This window comes from Devosia subaequoris, assembly GCF_014197055.1.
GTDB classification, from domain to species: domain Bacteria; phylum Pseudomonadota; class Alphaproteobacteria; order Rhizobiales; family Devosiaceae; genus Devosia; species Devosia subaequoris.
Genome location: NZ_JACIEW010000007.1, coordinates 174,754 through 195,870 on the forward strand (window position 1 = coordinate 174,754; position 21,117 = coordinate 195,870).

General features: G+C 61.6%; 24 protein-coding genes. 13 read left to right on the forward strand and 11 right to left on the reverse strand.

Annotated elements, in window-relative coordinates:
• Positions 1-10: 10 nt before the first annotated feature.
• Entirely contained in the window at positions 11-232 is a 222-nt protein-coding gene (locus GGR20_RS14505) for a hypothetical protein (RefSeq protein WP_183312092.1), read from the forward strand.
• Here the strand turns inward: GGR20_RS14505 and GGR20_RS14510 are convergent.
• The gene (locus GGR20_RS14510) at positions 229-1,092 is read right to left on the reverse strand and encodes a phosphotransferase family protein (protein ID WP_183312093.1); all 864 of its coding nucleotides are present in this window, start codon (positions 1,090-1,092) and stop codon (positions 229-231) included. The two genes, GGR20_RS14505 and GGR20_RS14510, sit on opposite strands and share 4 nt — an antisense overlap.
• A 117-nt stretch (positions 1,093-1,209) precedes the next feature.
• On the opposite strand from GGR20_RS14510, the gene GGR20_RS14515 reads away from it, so the two are divergent.
• Positions 1,210-2,133: a glycine--tRNA ligase subunit alpha gene (locus GGR20_RS14515; RefSeq protein WP_210283192.1), complete on the forward strand. Its 924-nt coding sequence runs from the start codon at positions 1,210-1,212 to the stop codon at positions 2,131-2,133.
• Between the two features lie 16 nt (positions 2,134-2,149).
• Here the strand turns inward: GGR20_RS14515 and rnk are convergent, their stop codons facing one another.
• Positions 2,150-2,557 carry a nucleoside diphosphate kinase regulator gene (gene rnk / locus GGR20_RS14520; RefSeq protein WP_183312094.1) on the reverse strand — a complete coding sequence of 136 codons (408 nt, stop codon included), beginning with the start codon at positions 2,555-2,557 and terminating at the stop codon, positions 2,150-2,152.
• Between the two features lie 317 nt (positions 2,558-2,874).
• On the opposite strand from rnk, the gene GGR20_RS14525 reads away from it, so the two are divergent.
• From GGR20_RS14525 to GGR20_RS14540, 4 genes are all read left to right on the forward strand, one after another.
• Positions 2,875-3,429, forward strand: a complete 555-nt coding sequence (locus tag GGR20_RS14525; protein ID WP_183312095.1) for a LemA family protein — start codon at positions 2,875-2,877, stop codon at positions 3,427-3,429.
• A 5-nt stretch (positions 3,430-3,434) separates the two neighbouring features.
• Positions 3,435-5,342 (forward strand): DUF2207 domain-containing protein, encoded by a 1,908-nt coding sequence (locus GGR20_RS14530; RefSeq protein ID WP_183312096.1) that lies wholly within the window; start codon positions 3,435-3,437, stop codon positions 5,340-5,342.
• Positions 5,343-5,399: 57 nt separating this feature from the next.
• On the forward strand, positions 5,400-7,424 hold the full coding sequence (glyS, locus tag GGR20_RS14535) for a glycine--tRNA ligase subunit beta (protein ID WP_183312097.1): 2,025 nt from the start codon (positions 5,400-5,402) through the stop codon (positions 7,422-7,424).
• Between the two features lie 68 nt (positions 7,425-7,492).
• Positions 7,493-8,485, forward strand: a complete 993-nt coding sequence (locus GGR20_RS14540) for a DUF808 domain-containing protein (RefSeq protein WP_183312098.1) — start codon at positions 7,493-7,495, stop codon at positions 8,483-8,485.
• Here GGR20_RS14540 and rnhA read toward each other — a convergent pair.
• The 3 genes from rnhA to ispH are packed head-to-tail and all read right to left on the reverse strand — an operon-like array spanning position 8,469 to position 10,424.
• Positions 8,469-8,960, reverse strand: coding sequence for a ribonuclease HI (gene rnhA / locus GGR20_RS14545; protein WP_420827450.1), 492 nt, complete (start codon positions 8,958-8,960; stop codon positions 8,469-8,471). The two genes, GGR20_RS14540 and rnhA, sit on opposite strands and share 17 nt — an antisense overlap.
• Positions 8,932-9,456 (reverse strand): GNAT family N-acetyltransferase, encoded by a 525-nt coding sequence (locus tag GGR20_RS14550; protein WP_183312099.1) that lies wholly within the window; start codon positions 9,454-9,456, stop codon positions 8,932-8,934. The genes rnhA and GGR20_RS14550 overlap by 29 nt, the downstream gene beginning before the upstream one ends.
• Positions 9,453-10,424, reverse strand: coding sequence for a 4-hydroxy-3-methylbut-2-enyl diphosphate reductase (gene ispH, locus GGR20_RS14555; RefSeq protein ID WP_183312100.1), 972 nt, complete (start codon positions 10,422-10,424; stop codon positions 9,453-9,455). Before ispH ends, GGR20_RS14550 begins: the two co-directional genes overlap by 4 nt.
• A gap of 120 nt (positions 10,425-10,544) precedes the next feature.
• Here ispH and GGR20_RS14560 point away from each other — a divergent pair, with 120 nt between their 5' ends.
• The 3 genes from GGR20_RS14560 to GGR20_RS19135 all read left to right on the forward strand — a co-directional run bounded on the left by GGR20_RS14560 (position 10,545) and on the right by GGR20_RS19135 (position 14,707).
• Positions 10,545-12,815, forward strand: a complete 2,271-nt coding sequence (locus tag GGR20_RS14560; protein ID WP_183312101.1) for a putative PEP-binding protein — start codon at positions 10,545-10,547, stop codon at positions 12,813-12,815.
• A gap of 76 nt (positions 12,816-12,891) precedes the next feature.
• Positions 12,892-13,458 (forward strand): hypothetical protein, encoded by a 567-nt coding sequence (locus GGR20_RS14565; protein WP_183312102.1) that lies wholly within the window; start codon positions 12,892-12,894, stop codon positions 13,456-13,458.
• A 343-nt stretch (positions 13,459-13,801) separates the two neighbouring features.
• A complete protein-coding gene (locus tag GGR20_RS19135; RefSeq protein WP_338084730.1) occupies positions 13,802-14,707 on the forward strand; it encodes a cell wall hydrolase in 906 nt (301 codons plus the stop codon).
• A gap of 13 nt (positions 14,708-14,720) precedes the next feature.
• Here GGR20_RS19135 and GGR20_RS14575 read toward each other — a convergent pair whose 3' ends face one another.
• The 3 genes from GGR20_RS14575 to ygfZ form a co-directional block, all read right to left on the reverse strand.
• On the reverse strand, positions 14,721-15,173 hold the full coding sequence (locus GGR20_RS14575; RefSeq protein ID WP_183312104.1) for a hypothetical protein: 453 nt from the start codon (positions 15,171-15,173) through the stop codon (positions 14,721-14,723).
• A gap of 113 nt (positions 15,174-15,286) precedes the next feature.
• Positions 15,287-15,904, reverse strand: a complete 618-nt coding sequence (locus tag GGR20_RS14580) for an HD domain-containing protein (protein ID WP_183312153.1) — start codon at positions 15,902-15,904, stop codon at positions 15,287-15,289.
• A gap of 69 nt (positions 15,905-15,973) precedes the next feature.
• A complete protein-coding gene (gene ygfZ / locus GGR20_RS14585) occupies positions 15,974-16,816 on the reverse strand; it encodes a CAF17-like 4Fe-4S cluster assembly/insertion protein YgfZ (protein WP_183312105.1) in 843 nt (280 codons plus the stop codon).
• A 68-nt stretch (positions 16,817-16,884) separates the two neighbouring features.
• Between ygfZ and GGR20_RS14590 the strand changes: the two genes are divergently transcribed.
• The 3 genes from GGR20_RS14590 to GGR20_RS14600 all read left to right on the forward strand — a co-directional run bounded on the left by GGR20_RS14590 (position 16,885) and on the right by GGR20_RS14600 (position 19,020).
• The gene (locus GGR20_RS14590) at positions 16,885-18,216 is read left to right on the forward strand and encodes a dihydroorotase (protein WP_183312106.1); all 1,332 of its coding nucleotides are present in this window, start codon (positions 16,885-16,887) and stop codon (positions 18,214-18,216) included.
• A 93-nt stretch (positions 18,217-18,309) separates the two neighbouring features.
• Complete coding sequence (locus GGR20_RS14595; protein ID WP_183312107.1) at positions 18,310-18,816, forward strand: ferritin-like domain-containing protein; 507 nt, start codon at positions 18,310-18,312, stop codon at positions 18,814-18,816.
• A gap of 12 nt (positions 18,817-18,828) precedes the next feature.
• Entirely contained in the window at positions 18,829-19,020 is a 192-nt protein-coding gene (locus GGR20_RS14600) for a hypothetical protein (RefSeq protein WP_183312108.1), read from the forward strand.
• A 21-nt stretch (positions 19,021-19,041) separates the two neighbouring features.
• On the opposite strand, the gene GGR20_RS14605 is transcribed toward GGR20_RS14600, so the two are convergent.
• The 3 genes from GGR20_RS14605 to GGR20_RS14615 all read right to left on the reverse strand — a co-directional run bounded on the left by GGR20_RS14605 (position 19,042) and on the right by GGR20_RS14615 (position 20,261).
• The gene (locus GGR20_RS14605; RefSeq protein WP_210283193.1) at positions 19,042-19,320 is read right to left on the reverse strand and encodes a hypothetical protein; all 279 of its coding nucleotides are present in this window, start codon (positions 19,318-19,320) and stop codon (positions 19,042-19,044) included.
• 95 nt (positions 19,321-19,415) lie between these two features.
• Complete coding sequence (locus tag GGR20_RS14610; RefSeq protein ID WP_183312109.1) at positions 19,416-19,850, reverse strand: TIGR02301 family protein; 435 nt, start codon at positions 19,848-19,850, stop codon at positions 19,416-19,418.
• A gap of 9 nt (positions 19,851-19,859) precedes the next feature.
• Positions 19,860-20,261 (reverse strand): NUDIX hydrolase, encoded by a 402-nt coding sequence (locus tag GGR20_RS14615; protein WP_183312110.1) that lies wholly within the window; start codon positions 20,259-20,261, stop codon positions 19,860-19,862.
• Between the two features lie 74 nt (positions 20,262-20,335).
• Here GGR20_RS14615 and GGR20_RS14620 point away from each other — a divergent pair, with 74 nt between their 5' ends.
• Positions 20,336-21,085, forward strand: a complete 750-nt coding sequence (locus GGR20_RS14620; RefSeq protein ID WP_183312111.1) for an SOS response-associated peptidase — start codon at positions 20,336-20,338, stop codon at positions 21,083-21,085.
• Positions 21,086-21,117: the final 32 nt, after the last annotated feature.

Here is a 21,117-nt window from a genome sequence, read left to right on the forward strand (position 1 = left end):
GTCTTAAAGCATGCTCCTGCGCATTCTGCTCTTTGTCGGCCTCGGCCTGTTGATCTACTTCGGCATTCGCCGCATCTGGAAGGATTGGACTAACAAGTTCAACCACGACGCAGAGGAAGCCAAGCGCGTCGCCCGCGAACGCGACCGGGCAGAGCGCGCCAAGCCCGGCGTTATCGACCTCAAGCGCGGCGAGGACGGCACTTATCGACCGAAGGACGGGGATCGCGACTAGCGGCTGTCCAGGATGCGCCGGCACCAAGCCATCAGCGCCAGATCGTCTGTTGCGAAGGACCAGTAGGCGGCTAGCCAACGCCTGGCGTTCGGGTAGTGGGCCGTAAGATTGTGTTCTGCAAGCCAGCCCATTGCCAGCGCGCGGTCTGTATCGGTTACTTCTGGCGAGATTTCTCTGTCGAGATAGGCGACCGCACTCCAGGCTTCCATGCGTGAGTCGCCCTTGATCGTTGACGCTCCAAAGTCGAGCACTGCCGAGACGGTACTGCCATGCGCCAGCACGTTGGCAGGGAAATAGTCCATATGCACGAGCGCCGGCCGGAATGGCTCCGGCAGCTCGAGATGACGCATCGCCGCTACGGCCGGGCGCAGGTCGGCTGGACAGCAGGCCAGGCTGCGCTCCAGCCTGACGCGGAGAAAGCCTGTCCAGTCAGTGGTGTGCAGCCCCTGACCGCCCAAAAGTGGACCATAACCCGGACGGTCGACTGATATGGTTTTGATCTGACCGGCCGTATCGAGATAGTCGTTGAGCAGCTTGGTGCGCTCGGTCCCGGACACGCTCCCCAGGAGCTGGGAGACCGGTTGCCCAAATAGTCGGGGTTCAATGCTGAAGACCCGCCCATTCAGCGTCTCCACGCGGTCCACCGATGGGACTTGAAACGTCAAATGCCGGGCCCCGGTCTTGATCTCGGCCATCAAGCTGGCCCTTTGTTCGGCAGCTGCCACCACGGCCCCTGCGCGCAAAATGCGAACGACACGCGCATCGTCCAGCGCATAGACACACGCTTCGCCTCCCGCTCCGAGCAGGGTCGCCTCCGGATAGCCGAGATAGGCCAGTATGTCGCGGTCAGTGGCGCCCATAGCTGCATCTGCGTGTGACTGAGATTGCGTGTCAATGCAGGCTTTGTCCTCCGCGCCATTGACCACTCCGGCGTGCCCCACTAGAGCTTTGTCCCGCTTCAATGCAGGACTTTTGACATGACCTCTCGCCCCGCCCACATGGACCCGAAGAATTCCTTTCAGGGTCTGATTCTGACGCTGCAGCAATTCTGGGCTGAGCAGGGTTGCGTGATCCTACAGCCTTACGACATGCAGATGGGCGCGGGGACTTTCCATACGGCGACGACGCTGCGCTCCCTGGGTCCGAAGCACTGGAAAGCCGCCTATGTGCAGCCATCCCGCCGGCCAACCGATGGGCGCTATGGCGAGAACCCCAATCGGCTGCAGCACTATTACCAGTTCCAGGTGATCCTGAAGCCCTCGCCGGACAATATTCAGCAGCTCTATCTCGACTCGCTGGCCGCCATCGGCCTCGACCAGAGCGTGCATGATGTGCGCTTTGTCGAAGACGACTGGGAAAGCCCAACCCTGGGCGCCTGGGGGCTGGGTTGGGAATGCTGGTGCGATGGTATGGAGGTGAGCCAGTTTACCTATTTCCAGCAGGTCGCCGGCTTTGAATGTTCCCCCGTGCCGGGCGAGATCACCTATGGCCTGGAACGCCTCGCCATGTATGTGCAGGGCGTCGAGAACGTCTATGATCTCAACTTCAACGGCCGCGAGGGTGACGAGAAAGTCTCATATGGCGACGTCTTCCTGCAAAATGAGCAGGAAAGCTCGAAATACAATTTCGAAGCCGCCGACACCGAAATGCTGTTCCGTCATTTCGAGGATGCGGAAAAGGAATGCCGCTCTATTCTCGAAAAAGGCGCCGAAGGCAATCGCCAGACCATGGCCATTCCGGCCTATGAGCACGTCGTCAAGGCCTCGCACAATTTCAACATGCTCGACGCGCGCGGCGTGATCTCGGTCACCGAGCGCCAGAGCTACATCCTGCGCATCCGCGAACTGGCCAAGGCCTGCGGTGAGGCCTGGCTGCAAACCGCCGGCGGCGGCGCGGAGTAAACCGCGCCGCTTGGCGTCAAGCCTCTACCGACGTTTCCACCTTCAATACCGTGAGCTTGTGTCGCTTGTCGGCGCGGTCGTGCCAGGTGATCGACTGGCCGGCCTTGAGGCCGATCAGCGCTACCCCGATCGGGGTCATCACAGAAATGCGGCCTTCCTCGATATTGGCATCCACCGGATAGGCCAGGGTCACAGTCTGCTCCTGCCCCGAATTGGTTTCAAAGGTCACGCGCGAACCCATACGCACCACGCCGTCGGGCAGCTTGGCGTCATTGACCACCTTGGCGCGGTCCAGCTCGGTGAGCAGGACTTCGGCCAGGTCCGGATTGCGGTCGAGACCGGCTTCGCCAAGTGCATAGAGCTTGGTGTGGTCGGTCTGGCCAAGCGTCAAGGGCGGGGTCAGGTCGCGGCGGATCTCAGTCATTTGAGCGTCCTTTCTAAAAGTCGGCCGCGCGCGCAAGGGGGTGCCGCGCAGGCGGGAAATACGAAGTTGAAAAACGGAGAACGGTGCGCCGGCGGCGAAACAGAACTGTTCAAGAGCCCTAAGCAGGCTCCGGCGCGGGCATGCCTAGGGTAGATAGCTTGCGTGAAGAAAGCTGCAGCGATGCCATTGGCGCGTGTTCATACACTGAAAGCTAGGGATTGGCGGCGGGAAGTCAAGCCCACCAAGCAAGTCGGCGTTGCAAAGCCCCAGCCACAATGCCAGTTTGCGCCCCACATTGCTTGAGGGAGCGCTGAAAAATGGAATGGGTCATTCTTCTGCTCGTGGTCGGCGTCGCGGGCTACGCTATCATCATCTACAATTCGCTGGTATCCAACCGGCAGATGGTGCGCGAAGGCTGGTCCGGCATCGATGTGCAGCTCAAGCGCCGCACCGATCTGATCCCAAATCTCATGGAAACGGTGAAGGGCTATATGGCCCATGAGCGCGAAACGCTCGACGCCGTGGTCAATGCCCGAGCCAAGGCCACCAGCGCTGCGGCGGCGGGCCCCGAAGCCCGGGCCAAGGCTGAAGGCGAACTCTCCGCAGCTCTGGGCCGCCTGCTGGCCATTGCCGAGGCGTATCCTGACCTCAAGGCAAATACCACCTTTCTCGAATTCCAGACCGCGCTCCAGAGCGTAGAGGATGAGATACAGATGGCTCGCCGCTACTACAACGGCGCCGTGCGCAACCTGAACATCCAGGTGGAGAGCTTCCCCTCAAATCTTGTCGCCAATGCCTTCAAGTTTGAACAGGCCGAATATTTCGAGCTTGAGAACGAGGCCGAGCGTGCCGTGCCGCAGGTGAAGTTCTAAGCTCCATGCCTGTTCTGCCCCGTCTGATCGCCGCTCTAGCGCTGTTCGTTGCGCTCGCCGTGCCCACCCTGGCGCGCGAGGAAATCCGCACCTTTGCCTCCGATGTCGAACTGTTGACTGATGGATCGGTCAATGTGCTCGAGACCATCGAGGTCAATGCCGAAGGCAACCAGATCCGGCGCGGCATCTATCGCGACATTCCGGTCACCATGATCGGGGAAAGCGGCAACAAGATCCGCATCACGCTCGATGTCGAGGCGGTGACACGGGGCGGCCAATCCGAAATGTTCCGTGTCGAGCGGATGGGCGATTTCCAGCGCATCTGGATCGGTGACCCGGACGTTTTCCTTGGCCGCGGCGAACACCTCTATACCATAGCGTACACCATGGATCGCATGGCGCGCCCCACCGCCGATGGGTCCGGTGATGAGCTCTATTGGAATGCCACCGGCAATTATTGGGACTTTCCCATTTTGAGCTCAGTTGCGCGCGTGCGTCTGCCCGATGGGGCGGTGATAGAGGATATGGCGGCCTATACCGGCGTTGCCGGTGCCACCGGCCGCGATGTCTCCATGACCCGCGAAAATGACAACACCGCGATTTTCCGCACCCTGCGGCAACTGGCCCCCGGCGAAGGCATGAGCTTTGCGGTGTCCTTCCAGAAGGGCCTGGTGACCTATCCCGAAGGGATGGACGCCCTGCTGCAAACCGCCTCGGACCTGCGCGAAGTTTGGCTGCCGGTACTCGCGGTCATCCTCCTGCTGGCTTACAATTTCACTGCTTGGCTGCATGTGGGCCGCGATCCGCCCAAGGGCACCATCATTCCGCTGTTTCATCCGCCACGCGACTTTTCGCCTGCGCTGACCCATTTCGTGCACAAATGGGGCTTCTCCAATTCGGGCTGGACCGCCATGACGGCCGCGATTTTCAATTTGGGCGTCAAGGGGCTGGTCACCGTCCGCAATCCGGGCAAGACGCTGACGGTGTCCGTGACCGGCAAGCAGCCAGACCACAAACTGCCCGTCGGTGAACAGATTCTGTTCTCCTATTTTGAAGGCAAGGGCGCCGTCACCTTCAACAAGGCCAATGGCAAGGATCTGGGCACCAAGCGCACCGAATTCACCAGCGCCATCGGAAGCGAAAACCGCAAGATTTGGTTCAACCACAATTGGGGCTATGCAGGTTTCGGTTTCCTGCTTGCTGTGGCCCTGATCGTAGCGATGGTGGTGTTCGATGTGCTCGAGCCGGTCTGGCTGTTCATCGCCGTCTTCGCGGGAATTTTCTTTGGCGTGATTGGAAGCGTGATTTTCGGGGCCATCAAGTCCGGAGGGGCCGTCCGGCGCTTCATCACGTTAGTATTCGTGGCGGTTTTTGCGTTCAATTTTGCCGGCGGGGCGCTGGGAACCTTCACCAGCTTCCCCATCAACTCTGCCGCATTGGCGGCCGCCTCCATGGTGCTGATTTGTGTTGTCTTCACGGTCTTGCTGCGGGCCCCGACCGTGCAGGGGCGGAAGCTCATGGACCAGATCGACGGGCTCAAGCTCTATCTCGAAACCGCCGAGAAAAACCGGCTCAACATTGTCGATGAGCCCCCCATGACCATCGAACGCTTCGAGCGGCTTTTGCCCTATGCGATTGCGTTGGAGGTCGAAAAGCCATGGTCCGAGCATTTCGAGGCTGAGCTGGCCCGTAACGCAGTTGCCGATGCAGACCAGGGCACCTATTCGCCGCACTGGTATTCGGGCCGCCGATCCTTCAATTCGGGCAACATCGCCAAGGCCGTGTCAGGCGCATCAGCCGGCATGGCCGCTGCGATGGTTGCAGCCCAGCCGGTCCAGGCCAGCTCGTCCGGTTCCAGCGGTGGCGGTTTTTCCGGCGGGGGCGGGGGTGGTGGCGGCGGCGGCGGCTGGTAGACAACGCACCGCCCCCACGCTAAGCACGCACACGCCTTCAAACACCGGTTGCCTTCCATGCCCGAACTGCTGCTCGAACTGTTCTCAGAAGAAATTCCCGCCCGCTTTCAGCGCCGCGCGGCCGAGGACCTCAAGAAAGCCGTGACCAACGCTCTGGTCGATGTGGGTCTGGTCTATGATGGTGCGAAGGCATTCGTCACCCCGCGCCGTTTGGCGCTGTCCGTTTCCGGCCTGCCGGCTCGCTCGCCCGACACGCGCGAGGAAAAAAAGGGCCCTAAAGTCGGGGCACCCCAGCCGGCAATCGATGGTTTCCTGCGTTCGGCAGGCCTTAGCTCCATCGAGCAGGCCAAGGTGGAAAGCGACCCGAAAAAGGGCGAGTTCTATGTCGCGGTGATTGAAAAGCCCGGCGCCGACGCCGTTGATCTGCTTTCAACCATCCTGCCCAAGGTAATGACCGATTTTGGCTGGGCCAAATCCATGCGCTGGGGCTCGGGCAGCTTCAACTGGGTGCGTCCGCTGCGGGCCATCACCGCCACCTTCGGCACCGAAAATGACGAGCCCATCGTCGTGCCCTTCTCGGCGGCAGGCCTGGGGTCCGGCCAGACCACATTCGGCCACCGCTTCCTCGCGCCCGACGCCATCCGCGTCAAGCGGTTCGAGGACTACCAGATCGCGCTGGAACGGGCCAAGGTGGTGCTCGACATTGATCGCCGCAAGGACATCATCCGCACCGACGCCGACAACCTCGCCTTCGCACAGGGCCTTTCCGTGATCCATGACGAAGGCCTGCTCGAAGAAGTGGCCGGGCTGGTGGAATGGCCCAATGTAATGATGGGCTCGTTTGATCCCGAATTCCTCAAGCTGCCCGAGGAAGTCATCATCGCCACCATCCGCGCCAACCAGAAGTGCTTCTGCCTGCGCGATGCGTCCGGCAAGCTGGCACCCAATTTCATCATCACCGCCAATACCATCCCCGCCGATGGCGGCGCCGTGGTGATCGCCGGCAATGAGCGCGTCATCCGCGCCCGCCTGTCGGACGCGGCTTTCTTCTATCAGGGCGATCTGGCCATTCCGCTCGAGCACGGCCTGCCCAAGCTCGAAAACATGGTGTTCCACGCCAAGCTGGGCAGCCAGTTCGCCATGGTCGAGCGCCTCGTGCATCTGGCGGCGCAGATCGCCCCCAAGGTCGGCGCAGATGTTGATCTCACCAAGCGGGCTGCGATGCTCGCCAAGGCCGATCTGGTGACCGACATGGTTGGCGAATTCCCCGAATTGCAGGGGCTGATGGGTCGCTACTATGCGACCGCCCAGAAGGAGCCGGCCGCGATCGCCAATGCCATCGAGATGCACTACAAGCCGCTCGGCCCAACCGACCGCGTGCCGACAGAGCCGGTCTCGATTGCGGTGGCTCTGGCCGACAAGCTCAACGTACTCACCGGTTTCTGGTCGATCGATGAAAAGCCGACCGGCTCGCGCGATCCGTTTGCGTTGCGCCGCGCCGCCCTCGGGATTATCCGCATCATCACCGAAAACGGGCTGAAATTCCCGCTCGAGGTCGAGCCGGATCTGTTGTCATTCTTCCATGACCGCCTGAAGGTGTCGCTGCGCGACGCCGGCGCCCGTCACGACCTGCTCGACGCCGTTATCTCAGCCAATAGTGACGACATTCTGCAGATCACCCAGCGTGTCGAGGCTCTCTCTACCCTGCTCGCCACCGATGACGGTGCCAACCTGTTGGCCGGCTACCGGCGCGCCGCCAACATCCTGGCCGCCGAGGAAAAGAAAGACGGCAAGGCCTATGCCGGTGCGGTCGATCAGGCTGCACTCAAGCTGCCCGAGGAAACAGCTCTGGCGTCGGCCGTAAATGCCGTGAACGGCGCAGTTTCCGAGCTGGTGGCCGAGGACGATTACAAAGGCGCCATGGCCGAGCTTGCCACGCTGCGGGGCCCGGTGGACGCGTTCTTCACTGCAGTTCTGGTCAATGATGAGGACGCTGCAGTTCGTTCCAATCGCCTGAACCTGTTGGCCCGCTTGCGCGACACCATGCATCTGGTCGCCGATTTCGCTAAGGTCTCTGGCTAGACCAAGGGAACCGGACGGGGACCGTCCGGTTCATCTGTCTCCACGCCACGATAACGCACAGGTCAGTCATGTCGGTCGGTCTCCTCGCTTTCCTTGATGACGTCGCTGGTCTGGTCAAGGTCGCTGCGGCCTCCCTGGATGACATCGCCGGACAGGCCGCCAAGGCCAGTGCCAAGGCTGCCGGGGCCGTCATCGACGACGCGGCGGTGACCCCAAGCTATATCAAAGGGTTCAAGGCGGAGCGGGAACTGCCAATCGTCGGGCGCATTGCTTGGGGCTCGGTCAAGAACAAGCTGATCTTCCTGTTGCCAGCCGCCTTGCTGCTCTCGGTCTTCCTACCCTGGCTGATCACGCCGCTGCTGATGATCGGTGGTGCCTATCTCTGTTATGAGGGGGCAGAAAAGGTGTTTCATCTTTTCGCGCCGCATGAAGCCGAAAAACATGAGGCCTCGATAGAGCACACCGCCATATCGCCAGCTACGCTTGAGGAACGGAAGATCGCCGGCGCGATCAAGACCGATTTCATTCTCTCGGCCGAGATCATGACCATCATCCTCTCGGCGATCGAGGTGGACGATTTCTGGAGCCGTGCCGCCATTCTGGCCTTGGCCGGCGTGGGCATAACGGTAGTGGTCTATGGCGCGGTGGCCCTGATCATCAAGGCTGATGATGTGGGGCTGTGGCTCGCCAATTCCGCGCGAACCGGTTTTGGTCGGGCGACGGGGCGCGGCATCGTGATCGCCATGCCGGTTTTCATGCAGGCGCTTAGCCTGATCGGGACTGCCGCTATGACCTGGGTCGGCGGCTCCATCATCGCCCATGGCCTTTATGAATTCGGCATCTCCGGTCCCGAGCATATCATCGAAGCGGCAGCCCATTGGGCCGAAGGCGCATTCCCCGCCATTTCCGGCCTTGCTGGCTGGCTGGCCACAGCATTTGTGGATTTCATCATCGGCCTTGCCCTTGGCGCCCTGCTTATTCCGGTGGTGGGCTACGCCATCAGCCCGGTCTGGGCGGCAATCAAGAAAATGCTGCCCAAAAGGACTAAAACGGCGGCGTAAAGCTTTCCGTTTTCTTCTTTTTGAACGGCGCCATGCCTTCACGGGCCAATTCGTCCGCGCGTTCGTTCAATTCGTCCCCGGCATGTCCCCTGACCCAGTGCCAGGAAATTTCGTGGCGCTTGGTGGCCTCGTCGAGCGCCTGCCATAGCTCGACATTCTTGACCGGCTTCTTGTCTGCCGTGCGCCAGCCATTGCGCTTCCAGCCGTGAATCCAGCTCTGCACGCCGTTCTTGACATATTGACTGTCGGTATGGAGATCGACGCGACAGGGGCGGCTCAGCGCATTGAGCGCCTCGATGGCCGCCGTCAGCTCCATTTTATTATTGGTGGTCAGCACCTCGCCGCCCTTCAGTTCCTTGCGATGCGGCCCGAATTGCAGAATGGCACCCCAGCCGCCAGGGCCGGGATTGCCTGAACAGGCGCCGTCGGTATGGATGATCACCCCATCAGGCATGGTCTGGCCGCTGGTAGACATGGAACTGGCAGGTGAGCCCGTTCGGCTCGACCTCGACATGCGTTTCTTTCATGCCGATCTTTTTGAGGACGGCAAGGGAAGGGGCGTTTCTGGTGTCAGCGAAGCCGATGAAATGGGGCGCGGCGGTTTCCCGGAAGATCCAGTCCCGCAATCCGCTCGCCGCCTCCTTCGCATAGCCGGCCCCGTGATGCTCTTCAAACAGGGCGTAGCCTATCTCGGGTTCTCCGGTGCGGGGATAAATGCCGTATCCGGCGCGGCCAATGAATTTGCCATCGCTCTTGCGCGTCAGTCGCAGCTTGCCCAATTGCCGGGTCTCGAACAGTTCGATCCAGCCGCGCAACGCTGTCTCGGCCTGTTCGCGTGTCCAGGGCGCCCCGTCCAGGCTCAGATATCGCGATACATTGGGATTGCCGTGCAAAGCCACCAGATCGTCAAGCTGGTCCATCCGCCAGCCGGACAGCACCAGCCGCTCGGTTTCGAACAGATCAAGGCTCATCGTCCCGAAGCCACTTCCAGATTGCGCAGGACGCGGGGAATGTTGAACGCAATGTTCTCCTCGGCCGTGGTCTTGGTCTCAACCTGCACATCATAGCGCGCCGCGAAGGCATCGATCACTTCTTCGACCAGGCTCTCGGGCGCCGAGGCACCCGCGCTGACGCCAAGTGAGGTGATGTCACCATATAATGACCAGTCGATTTCGCTGGCCCGGTCGACCAGCGTCGCGATTCGGCAGCCATTGCGCAGGGCCACTTCCACAAGGCGCTGCGAATTGGACGAATGCGGCGAGCCAACCACGATCATGGCATCGACCAGCGGCGCCACGGCCTTGATGGCCTCCTGCCGGTTGGTCGTGGCGTAGCAGATGTCCTCTTTGTGCGGGCCATTGATTGCCGGAAAACGCGCCTTGAGGGCGGCGACGATTTCGCGCGTGTCATCCACAGAAAGCGTGGTCTGTGTCACAAAGGCCAGTGTCGCGGGGTCCTTCGGGGTGAAGGTCTGGGCATCCTCTACCGTCTCGATCAGTGTGACCGCTCCTGCAGGAAGCTGGCCCATGGTGCCGATCACTTCAGGGTGACCCGCGTGACCGATCAGCACGATCTCGTGTCCTTCCTCATGGTGGCGGGAGGCTTCGACATGCACCTTGCTCACCAGCGGGCAGGTGGCATCGAGGAAGAACATGTTGCGCGCTTTGGCATTCGCCGGCACGCTTTTGGGCACGCCATGAGCGGAAAAGACCACGGGTGCCTCGGTCTCGGGGATTTCGTCGAGTTCCTCGACAAACACCGCACCCTTGGCCTTCAGGCCCTCCACCACATATTTGTTATGCACGATGGCGTGGCGCACATAGACGGGTGCGCCATATTTTTCGAGCGCCAGTTCCACGATCTGGATCGCGCGGTCCACGCCGGCGCAGAATCCACGCGGGGCACAGAGAAGAATGTCGAGGTGCGGCCTTTTTTCCATGCCAGATCAGATGCTTTCCCAACACTTGCAAGTCAAGTGCTGTTGCAGCCGGGGCTGGGCATAGGCAATATGCGCTAGAGTGTGTGACCGGGACGGTTCCAGGTGAGTTTGGCGCAGGAAATGTTTGCGATTGCCCCGGCGACGGGGAAAGCGAACCTGAGCGCTGGTCAGCTCAAGCTGCTCACCGGCAAGTCCCGCTGGATTTTCCGCGTTGGCGAAGCCGGCTTCCCCACCGTGCCCACCATTGCCATCACCCGCGCCGCCTGGGAGGAATTGCAGGCCGAACGCACACGGCGCGATACGCGGCTGCGTACCCATTGGGTGGCATGCCTGTACAAGCTCGTCTCCAAGGACGGTCCGGCCCCTCAACTGGTGGTGCGCACCTCGGCCTCTTCGCACAATAGCGGACTGGCCCCCGCGCGGCTGGGGATAACCGCGCCGACGGCGCCTGAAGATTCGGTGGACCCCACCCGGCCCCTCGCCAAGGCGATCAAGCAGGCTTTCGAAAGCTACGGATTTTTTGGGGGCGGCTGGATTGCGCCACGCAACGAGGATGATCGCGCCCGTCAGATCGTATTAGTTCAGGCCGTTGCCGGGGGCGAAATAGAGCAATTCCTGACCCGCAATGCCAGCACTGGGGCCATGGGGCCGGCGCCGCTCAATGGTGCGCCCTTGCCACGTCTGCCCGATGATGTGAACGCGCTGGTTGATCTGCTTGATGCCAAGGCGGGGCGCCACATGGCGTGTCTGGTCGCCATCCAGAAAGGCAGGGTGACCTTCCTGTCCGCGCGACCGGTGCAGGCGAGCGCCGGGGCCGATCTGCAAGCGGCGGTGGATCGGGTCGAACGCAAAGTCTGGACGCCCCAGGGCGCGGTGTCGCGCGTTGACCCCAGCCGCCTGGCGCTGATGCTGCACCCGCGCCTGAAGGCACCGGAAGAGGCGACACCCATTGCCATGGGTCTGGGTGTTTCGCCGGGCGCCGCCAGCGGCGTCATCACCTTCAACCCGGATGACGCGGCACGCCTGCGGGCTCGCGGCAAGCATTGCATCCTGGTGGTCAACGAAACCGGCCCCGCCGATATCGAGGGCATGAAGGCGGCCACCGGCATTCTGACAGCGCGTGGCGGCATGTCGAGCCATGCCGGCGTGATCGCTCGCATCACCGGCAAGCCCTGTGTCGCGGGAGTGCGCAGCCTCACCGTCGATACGCTCGAAATGATCTGCCGTATTGGCGAGCGCGAGTTTCACGCCGGGGACCGGCTGACCATCGACGGCACCGATGGCGCGGTGTATCTGGGCAATCTGCCGCTCGCCCAGCCCCAGATCGGCGGCGCCATCGGCACGCTGCTGGGCTGGTCCGACGCCAGCCGAAGAATTGCCGTGCGTACCAATGTCGAAACCGTAGAGTCGGCGCAGACCGCTCTCAGCTTCGGCGCCGAAGGCATTGGCCTGGCGCGCTCCGAACACATGTTCTTTTCGCCCGAGCGTATGGTGGCGCTCAGGCGCATGATCCTCTCGGAAGACGAGGATGCCCGGTCGCGCGCCATCGCCGGGTTGGTCGATTTTCAGACTGGCGACTATTCGGCTCTGTTCTCGGCCATGCAGGGCCTGCCGGTCACCGTGCGTCTGTTCGATCCGCCGCTGCATGAATTCTTGCCCCGCACGGATGAGGAGGTCGAGGAGACGGCGGCGTCGTTGGGCGTGGCTGTGCGTGCCTTGCGCCTGCGGCTCGAGCGCATTGCCGAGATCAACCCGATGCTGGGCCATCGCGGCGTGCGCCTGGCCATCACCTATCCCGAAATCCTGCAAATGCAGATGCAAGCGGTGGTCGCTGGCGCCCGTGCGGCCAGCGAAACCCAGACACAGCCGGTGGTGGTCGAGGTTATGGTTCCCTTTGTTTCCACGGCCACCGAGGTGTCCTGGGTGCGCGAGCGGATCATGACCATTCTCGACAATGCTGGCATGGGCCGGACTGATCGCATTCGGGTTTCTTTCGGTACCATGATCGAATTGCCCCGCGCCTGCCTCCGCGCTGGTGACATTGCCTCCATGGTTGATTTCATCTCCTTCGGCACCAACGATCTGACGCAGACCACTTTCGGCATTTCGCGTGACGACGCGCCGGCCTTCCTCGCCGCCTACCAGCGCAAGGGTGTTTATGAGCGCGACCCCTTCGTCACCATCGACGAAAAGGGGGTGGGCGAGATGATCGCCATTGCTATTGCGCGCGGCAGGGCGGCCAATCCGCGTCTCAAGGTCGGGATTTGCGGTGAACACGCTGGCGATCCGGCATCGCTGCGCTTCTTTGCCGGTTTGGGCGTCGACTATGTCAGTTGCTCACCCTATCGTGTACCGGTGGCGCGGCTGACCTTGGCCCAGGCTTCGGCTTAAATAGCTGCCATCGCATACCTATATGCGATGTATGACAAAACCGGCCACAACGTGCCGGGACAGACGGGAAGGGGCCGTGGTCTACGTGAGAAGTTTTGCAGTTGTCCTCGTGTTGCCAGTGCTTTTGGGTCTCGTGCAGCCATCACTGGCGCAATCCGGTGCGCAATGCGCGCCCATCGAAAATGATGCCGAGCGTCTGGTTTGCTATGACGATGTCTTCCGTCCCGGCGGCATCGTGCCCGAAGGCGTAAGCGTCACCTTGCAGTCCCAGCAATTGATTCCTGCCCGGCCAAGTGGGCGGGCACCGGCGACCATAACCGTCTTCTGCGAGCTGGATACCCTGCAGGTTGCTTTTGCCTTCGCTGGTAATTCCATGTCGGCCCTTGGCCGCGGTGACACCGGCATAACCCTGCAATATGATCTGCAGCGCGCCAGAAGCTCGACATTGCCAGTCAGTGAAGACAATACCGCCATCCTTATCGACAATACGCAGGATGCGCGCGCCTTCCTTGATGGGCTGATCGGAGCGACCAACTTGACGGTGCGGGTGACTCCAGCCACCACGCGCTCGCTCACAGTCCGCTTTCGCGTAGCCGATTTCGCCGACGAGGTTGCGCCGGTCATCGCCGCCTGCGGGCAATAGCGAGCACGCACATTTTGCCGCACCCTATGCCGCAACACGGTCACAAACGCGCCCTTTGCGTGCCGCGAACCCCATTTACCCAGCGCTAACCTTAATAACCGATCATCACAACCGTCGGCATTTGAGCGTCACATTTGCCGGGCTGAGTTGTGTTGCGTAGCGTTGAGTAGAGTATATGGCCCTTTCCCACCGGCCGATGGCGCCCGAGCGTCCGGTCAGAGCGGTTAGCCGAACAGCAATTGTCGCCCGAGGGGCGATGCTGCTGCTTGTTGCCCCCCTAGTCTATATTGGTCTCGCTGGCGCAGCGTTCGGACCCGGTTCAGCACCCCTTGGCAGTGCAGGCTTGCCTGGTCAGCCCCAGCCCGTTGAGGTTGCAAAGGCCAGCCTGAGCTATAACGGCGTCGATCCCATCATTACCGGCTCAGTCAATCATCTATTCGAAAGCGCCAGCTTCACCGGTCCTAACCGCGCGCAAAAGACAGATCGCGTGCGCCCGGCGGTCGACGCACTGACGATTTCAAAGAGTTTCGAGCAAGCGCGTACGCAGATCGCCGCCCTGCGCGCCCCTGCAAATTCGGCCGCAATTGAGCGGACCAATGTTGCCGATGCCGGCGACCCGGCCGATGTCGAACCTAGCCCGCGCATCGCGGTCGCTTCGCTTAACCCCACCGCAGCCGCTGCGCTGGACGCCATTGCCGGCATCGCGCCCAAGACCGAGGGGGAAACCCTTACCGACGTCACCTTGCCTGTCTCGGTGCCCGAACAACTGGCGTACGCACGTGCCAGTGCGCCCGCGACGGTCACGGAATTGCAGGGTGAGCCGATGGCTGACCTGTCGGACAAAGAGCTTTGGTGCCTGTCCACCGGCATCTATTTCGAGGCGCGCGGTGAAGTTTATCGCGGCCAGGTCGCAGTGGCTCAGGTCATTCTGAACCGCGTCAAGGATCATCGTTATCCTGATACCATCTGCGGGGTCGTGTTCCAGAACCAGAACCGCCGCAATGCGTGCCAGTTCTCTTTTGCCTGCGATGGCATTCCCGAGACGATCACCGAGCGTAAGCCCTGGGATCAGGCCGAGGAAATCGCGGCCAAGGTCACCAGCGGCGAGCTCTATCTGACGGAAGTGGGTGACGCGACCCACTATCACGCCACCTATGTGCGACCCGCCTGGGCCCCGCGCATGACCAAGGTCACGCAGATTGGCCTGCATGTGTTCTACAAGTTCAAGCGCGGTTGGCTGTTCGGCTAGCCGCTACAGAAGGTCAGGGCAGGGCAGGTCCGCTCAGGCGTATTAAGGAATTGCCGGCGCGGCTTTTGAAGCTATACCAATCCCCATTGGTCCAGTACCGCACAAGGGTACCCGAGCCAGGGCCCATTGCAGTCACGTCGATGCCTGGATAGAGCACGTGCTTTGAGGTCAGGCCATCGGTGGAATATGTGCCCGTTGCCGTAGTGGTGATGCTCACATGGCTCACCCGCCCGGCCTCGATCTTTTTCACCGTGGTGCTCGAAAGCGGATCGGTCGACACCCAGTCGGCGTAGTCGACCTCGTATTCCCGGCCGTCGAACATCACCAATTTGCTGGTATCAAAACCGGCTGGCATCTCGTCGGCAAAACTCTCCAGCACGAAGCCCGGTCCGATGGCGGCCAGAGCCGTTGCGCAAATGGCGCCCAGCGTCATGCCCATCAGCATATGGCGTGTCGGCAGGTTCATGGCAGGCGCTCCGGACTGTTCCACTTCGGCACACTTGGCTTAACGAAGCAGTAACCATGAAGTGCCGAGCCCGCACCGTCATACTTAATTTATGGTTAATGTGCACAGCCCGGTCAGGCTGGAGAAATATCGCGGCTAATCTGCTCGAACGCCCCAATAAAACGCTCATGCGCCTGCTGGGTTGGCCAGGGGCGGATGAGTTTGTCGAAGGCCTCGACATCGAAGGCAGACTGATTGGGAACGCCGAACAGGCGTCGAGCCTCGGGCGGGTCGAATCCTGCCAGATTGGTAGCTTCGAAGAACGCTGCTTCCTGGTCCGCTTTCTTCACAAGCTTATTCACCGCAGCCGGCATGGTCGCGGGCAGCGAAAAACGCAGGAAGATAGCGGCCAGCAGGCCCTTTTCCACATCCTTGTAGCTGCCGCCGATTACCGCCTTAAAGGGTGAGATGATGTCACCCACCACATATTCGGGCGCGTCATGCAGCAGGCACTGCATCTGCGCCACCGGGTCGGCCTCAGGGTTGGCGGCACGGAACAGTTCGAGCACCAGTACCGAATGCTGCGCCACCGAAAAGGGATAATCCCCGATCGTCTGCCCGTTCCATCGCGCCACGCGCGCCAGGCCATGGGCGATGTCGGACAACTCCACATCGACAGGCGAGGGGTCGAGAATGTCGAGACGGCGCCCGGACAGCATACGCTGCCAGGCACGAGTGCTTTGGCGGGACATCGGCATTAGACGCAGCTAGTGGACTGGTGCCACCAGCTTTAACAGATCAGCGCGATTCGAGAATGGAGACTACTCGTCTGCCGAAACCGCGTCGCCCAGACGATAATCGGCCCAGACGGGCAGGGCGATCTCGACCGGCTTGCCGTCGACCGTCACGGTGCCGGGATCGGTGATCCGATCGAGCCGCACGATCGCGACTGCCATCCCGTCCGCCACCTGGCCGATTGTTCCGGCCTCCTTGCCCCCTGCGACAACGGCGCTGCCAGCCGGCGCCTCCACGCCCGAAACGATGACAGGACGGCGACGCGCCGTGCCGCGATGCTTCATGCGCGAAACCACTTCCTGACCGACATAGCAGCCCTTCGCGAAGTCGATTCCCTCGAGAATGTCCATGCCGATATCGTGGGCGAAGGCGTCATTGGCAGGGAAGTCATTGCCCTGATGGACAATGCCCAGGGCGATACGTTGCTGCTGGTAGGATGTATCGTTCTGCACCCAGTCCGCGGTCGCTTCTATCGGAGCAATGACCCGCCAGCCCATATCGACAGGCCCCAGCCGGTCCATATGCCGTATGCCTTGGGGTTCCTCGTCCTGCGCAAATCCCACGCGATGGGTATCGCGCAGATCATCGATCACGACCTGAGCCCGCAGCCGATACATCTTCATGCGCTTGAAGAAATCATCGGCGACCGACTGGTGCACGTCGAGCCAGAGGGCGTCGTCCGCGTGTCCGGCAAGGCCCTCGGCCAGGATCTTGCCCTGCGCCGACAGCAGCGCCCAGGCCGCAGCTGCCTCGCCGGTGCCCTCGCCAGTACTGGGAATTTCGCCGGTAACGACGTCATTGAGCAGACGATGTGCCTCGGGGCCGGAAAAGCGGAACAGTGCGCGGTCTGCGCGCAGATGGATTGTCATGAGACTTGCCTCGTCGGACGCCCGTGTTAAACCGACCCTGAACATGGACCAGCGGCGGGACGAAAGACATGGCGCAGTACGACACGATTTTCAAGAATGCCACCGTGGTCAATCAGGATGGGGAGGGCCTGGCCGATATCGCGGTCAAGGACGGCAAGATTGTCGCGCTCGGCTCCGTCGAGGGCAGCGCGGCGGAAACGGTCGACTGCAAGGGTCTGCACATCCTGCCCGGCGTCATCGACACCCAGGTGCATTTCCGTGAGCCTGGCCTGACCCACAAGGAGGACCTTGAGAGCGGTTCGCTGGGCGCTGTCATGGGTGGGGTGACGGGGGTGTTCGAAATGCCCAATACCAATCCGCTGACCACCACGCGCGAAACCTTTGAAGCCAAGATCGCCGCCGGCACCAACCGCATGCATTGCGATTTCGCCTTCTATATCGGCGGCACGCACGAAAATGTCGGCGAGCTGCCAATACTCGAAAAGCTGCCCGGCTGCGCGGGTGTGAAGGTTTTCATGGGCTCGTCCACCGGCTCGCTGCTGGTTGCCGATGACGATGGCGTCGAGGCCATTTTGCGCGCCATTTCCCGCCGCGCCGCCTTCCATTCGGAAGATGAATTCATGCTCGAAGAGCGCAAAGACCTGCGCGTTGAGGGCGACCCGTCCAGCCATCCGGTCTGGCGTTCGCCCGAAGTCGCCCTGCGCTGCACCAAGCGGCTGGTCGATCTGGCCCGCAAGACCGGCAAGCGCATTCACGTGCTGCATATCTCGACCAAGGAAGAGATCGTCTATCTGGCCGATCACAAGGATGTCGCTAGTGTCGAGGTGACCCCGCATCACCTGACGCTCGACGAAACGGCCTATGTGCGCCTTGGCACCTACGCGCAGATGAATCCCCCCGTGCGCGACAAGATCCATCGCGAGGGCATCTGGGCAGGTGTGGCCAATGGTGTCGCAGATATCCTCGGCTCCGACCACGCGCCTCACACGCGCGAGGAAAAGGACCATCCCTACCCGCAGAGCCATTCGGGCATGACCGGAGTGCAAACCCTTGTGCCGACCATGCTCGACCACGTGAACAACGGAAAGCTGAGCCTGCAGCGCTTTGTCGACATGACCAGCCACGGCCCCAATCGCCTGTTCGGCATTGTCGGCAAGGGCCGCATTGCCGTGGGCTATGATGCCGACCTGACCATTGTCGACATGAAGCGGCGTGAGACCATTACTAACGACTGGGTAAAAAGCCGCGCCGGCTGGACGCCCTATGACGGCGTCACGGTCACCGGCTGGCCGGTCGGCACCATTGTGCGCGGCAACAAGGTGATGTGGCAGGGCGAACTGGTAACACCGTCAAAAGGCCAGCCCATGCGGTTTTCTGAGGCGCTGGCACCTGAGGCCTAGGCTCCCGCCAGTTTGGGTGGCCGGCCGGTGAAAGGTGATGGAGCTTATCGCGGGGTTGTTGCGTTAGGCGGGCATTTGACTGGAGAGCATTCAATGCCCAATACCAAAGATATTTACACCACCGGCCTGCGCAACGCTCATGCAATGGAAAATCAGGCGCTCTCGATCCTGCGTCCCCAAGTCAAACGGATCGAGCACTACCCCGAAGTGGCCGAGCGGATCGAACAGCATATTGGCGAGACCGAGAAACAGATTGAGCGTCTCGACCAGTTGCTGGAGCGTGTCGATGGCGACCGATCTGCCTTAAAGGATACTGCACTGAGCATGGCTGGCTCAATGGCGGCCATCGGACACACCATGGCGCCCGATGAGATCGTCAAGAACAGCTTTGCCAATTTCGCTTTCGAAAATTATGAAATCGCCGCCTACAAGTCGCTGGTAGCGCTCGCCGAAGGTAGCGGCCAAGCCGACGCCGTCTCGCTCTTGCAGGCCAATCTCGACGAGGAATTGGCGATGGCCGAATGGCTGGACAAGCATATTCAGCCTCTGACAATGCGCTACGCGTCGCTCAGTAGCGGCGGTGTCGACGCGAAGAACTGATGGAACAGGCCGATGAACAGCAGCCGTCATGAAGGCGATGTGAGGGCAGAGACCGACCGCCAGATCACCGAAAACGGGCAGAGCGCCGCCGAGAGGGTCGCTCTGGGTCGCGGCTATTCCAGCATTTTGCGCATCGCCGCCTTCGTGCTGCTGTTCATTGTCATTGGCGGCACGATCTTTTACCTGGTGGGCAGTAGCGGCTGAGTGCGGAGCGGTGGCAGGGCGCTACTGCAGGATCCGATCCAGATTATATTCGCCATTGCGGATGCGCTCAGGAAGCTGGGCGATCAAGTCGGCCGTGGCCTCGTCGCCATGCATCTTCACAAATGTGGCCAGCGCCGCGAACAGCGAGGCATGTGCGAGCGAAGCGGATTCCAGCCCGTCTTCTTCGGCGCTGTTCCAGGCCTCCGCCAGATATTCCAGAGCCAGTTGACGCTCCGACTGGCTACGGTCGAACGGGCCGATCCCTGAGGCGGGCGAGAAGATGGTTTTGGGCGTGCTCATGATGCGGGCATAACATGGCGCGGGCGCCACTTCTTGGAAGAAGTAAGCCGAAGGTTAACAGCCGGTAGGCAATTGCATGGAGTGGGGCTGCCGCCCTATTCGGCAAAGCGCGTATGAATGTCCCGCGCCAGCTTCTGGGCCTCGTCCAGCAGCCGCGTCAGGGCCGCGCGCGAAGAGGGGGTGCAATGCCGGTGCAGGCGGGAAAAGGCAGTGTATCCGGTGTTGAACGCACCGGCCAGGCGCTGCCGCCGGTCATCGTCCGGTTCATCCAGCGAGATCAGTTCGGAAGCCTGCTGTCGCCAATCCTCAGTGCCCGTTTCACACAGCGGTTCGAGAAAATAGAGGCTGCCCATGATCTCGGTCAGCCGTTCCATCTGGCGCTGGTAGAGCGGGTCTATCGCCTGCGCGGGCGAGGCGAGCAGAAGGGTGAGGACCAGGGCCAGGATACCCCCGTCCAGCTTCCCCCTTGAGGGAGAGGCTGGGTGGCGGTGGGGCAGCGCACGTCGGAGCATTCGTTCGATCACTTCCATGCCGGCCTTCTACCAGCTTTGCCCCAAAACCTTGAAGCATTCTTTGATCACCTCATCCAGCCGTGATGTGGTGCGCAAGGCCGGCAACATGCCCGGATCGGCCCATTTATGGTCGCTGATCTCGTCGGACGGGCGGACCACGCCGGAGAAGTCCGTGGTGGCGAATACGGCCAGCCGATAGGTGCCGTCGCGGCCCAGCGCCTGCACCATTGCAAGCTGCGGATTGCGGATCGTGATCCCCAGTTCCTCCTGCAGTTCGCGAATGGCGCATTGCTCCACGGTCTCGCCCGGATCCATCCGCCCGCCGGGGAAAGTCCACAGGTTCTGGTAGGGCGCATAGGCCCGCTTGATAATCAGCACCTTGCCGTCGCGGACAAGGGCAACGCTGGCGGCGTTGGGAAAATCTGTCATGGTTGGAACGGTGTCCGCCGGTTTGCGATTCGTGATCCAACAGCCTACCTCTCCTCGGGTAAAGGAGACATGCCATGTGCGGACGCTATGCCTCGACGCTGCCGCCCGAAATGATGGAGGAGCTGTTCAAGCTTCTCAATAACGTCGAAACCGTGCCGCGCTACAATATCGCGCCCACCCAGCCTATCGTCGCCATCTGGGAAGCTGAAGCCCGGCGCGAGGCCCATCTCGCACGCTGGGGCTTCGTGCCCCACTGGGTCAAGGATCCGCGCGATTTCCCCCTGCTGGTCAATGCGCGCGCCGAGAGCATGGCCGAAAAACCGGCCTTTCGCGACCGGGTCAAGCATGGCCGCTGCCTCGTTCCGGCCAGCGGCTATTATGAATGGCACACGGGTCCCGACAAGAAGAAGCAGCCCTACTACATCACCCGCGCCGACGGACAGCCCATGGCGCTTGCCGGGCTCTACTCGGTCTGGATGAGCCCCAATGGCGAGGAAGTCGACACGGTCGCCACCATCACCGTGGCGGCCAACCCGCAACTCTCCGTGATCCATGATCGCATGCCCGCGATCCTGCTGGACGAAGCCGCGCAGGATGCTTGGCTCAATGTGGGCGAGCACGGTGCCGATCGGGCAAAGCAAATGGCGCTGCCGCTTGAAGATGGTGTGCTGAAGTTCCACCCGGTTTCGACCCGGGTCAATTCCGCCCGCGACGATGATCCCGGTCTGATCGAGCCGGTGGATCTGACAGAACCTGAGCCGCCGGTGCAAAAGCCGAAGCCGAAGAAGGCCGCGGGCGGCGGCGGACAGATGGACCTGTTCTGAGACACCGGCCTCCCTCCGTGCCGCATGGAACA

Excerpts from the sequence above, each read along its gene's own strand:
- GGR20_RS14540 (WP_183312098.1), top strand. The coding sequence starts at position 7,493 with ATGTCGGTCGGTCTCCTCGCTTTCCTTGATGACGTCGCTGGTCTGGTC.
- GGR20_RS14575 (WP_183312104.1), bottom strand. The coding sequence starts at position 15,173 with ATGAACCTGCCGACACGCCATATGCTGATGGGCATGACGCTGGGCGCC.
- GGR20_RS14600 (WP_183312108.1), top strand. The coding sequence starts at position 18,829 with ATGAACAGCAGCCGTCATGAAGGCGATGTGAGGGCAGAGACCGACCGC.
- GGR20_RS14550 (WP_183312099.1), bottom strand. The coding sequence starts at position 9,456 with ATGAGCCTTGATCTGTTCGAAACCGAGCGGCTGGTGCTGTCCGGCTGG.
- GGR20_RS14560 (WP_183312101.1), top strand. The coding sequence starts at position 10,545 with ATGTTTGCGATTGCCCCGGCGACGGGGAAAGCGAACCTGAGCGCTGGT.
- GGR20_RS14530 (WP_183312096.1), top strand. The coding sequence starts at position 3,435 with ATGCCTGTTCTGCCCCGTCTGATCGCCGCTCTAGCGCTGTTCGTTGCG.
- rnk (WP_183312094.1), bottom strand. The coding sequence starts at position 2,557 with ATGACTGAGATCCGCCGCGACCTGACCCCGCCCTTGACGCTTGGCCAG.
- rnhA (WP_420827450.1), bottom strand. The coding sequence starts at position 8,960 with ATGTCTACCAGCGGCCAGACCATGCCTGATGGGGTGATCATCCATACC.
- glyS (WP_183312097.1), top strand. The coding sequence starts at position 5,400 with ATGCCCGAACTGCTGCTCGAACTGTTCTCAGAAGAAATTCCCGCCCGC.
- ispH (WP_183312100.1), bottom strand. The coding sequence starts at position 10,424 with ATGGAAAAAAGGCCGCACCTCGACATTCTTCTCTGTGCCCCGCGTGGA.
- GGR20_RS14615 (WP_183312110.1), bottom strand. The coding sequence starts at position 20,261 with ATGACAGATTTTCCCAACGCCGCCAGCGTTGCCCTTGTCCGCGACGGC.
- GGR20_RS14590 (WP_183312106.1), top strand. The coding sequence starts at position 16,885 with ATGGCGCAGTACGACACGATTTTCAAGAATGCCACCGTGGTCAATCAG.
- GGR20_RS14515 (WP_210283192.1), top strand. The coding sequence starts at position 1,210 with ATGACCTCTCGCCCCGCCCACATGGACCCGAAGAATTCCTTTCAGGGT.
- ygfZ (WP_183312105.1), bottom strand. The coding sequence starts at position 16,816 with ATGACAATCCATCTGCGCGCAGACCGCGCACTGTTCCGCTTTTCCGGC.
- GGR20_RS14620 (WP_183312111.1), top strand. The coding sequence starts at position 20,336 with ATGTGCGGACGCTATGCCTCGACGCTGCCGCCCGAAATGATGGAGGAG.
- GGR20_RS14605 (WP_210283193.1), bottom strand. The coding sequence starts at position 19,320 with ATGAGCACGCCCAAAACCATCTTCTCGCCCGCCTCAGGGATCGGCCCG.
- GGR20_RS14580 (WP_183312153.1), bottom strand. The coding sequence starts at position 15,904 with ATGTCCCGCCAAAGCACTCGTGCCTGGCAGCGTATGCTGTCCGGGCGC.
- GGR20_RS14505 (WP_183312092.1), top strand. The coding sequence starts at position 11 with ATGCTCCTGCGCATTCTGCTCTTTGTCGGCCTCGGCCTGTTGATCTAC.
- GGR20_RS14510 (WP_183312093.1), bottom strand. The coding sequence starts at position 1,092 with ATGGGCGCCACTGACCGCGACATACTGGCCTATCTCGGCTATCCGGAG.
- GGR20_RS14610 (WP_183312109.1), bottom strand. The coding sequence starts at position 19,850 with ATGGAAGTGATCGAACGAATGCTCCGACGTGCGCTGCCCCACCGCCAC.
- GGR20_RS14525 (WP_183312095.1), top strand. The coding sequence starts at position 2,875 with ATGGAATGGGTCATTCTTCTGCTCGTGGTCGGCGTCGCGGGCTACGCT.
- GGR20_RS14595 (WP_183312107.1), top strand. The coding sequence starts at position 18,310 with ATGCCCAATACCAAAGATATTTACACCACCGGCCTGCGCAACGCTCAT.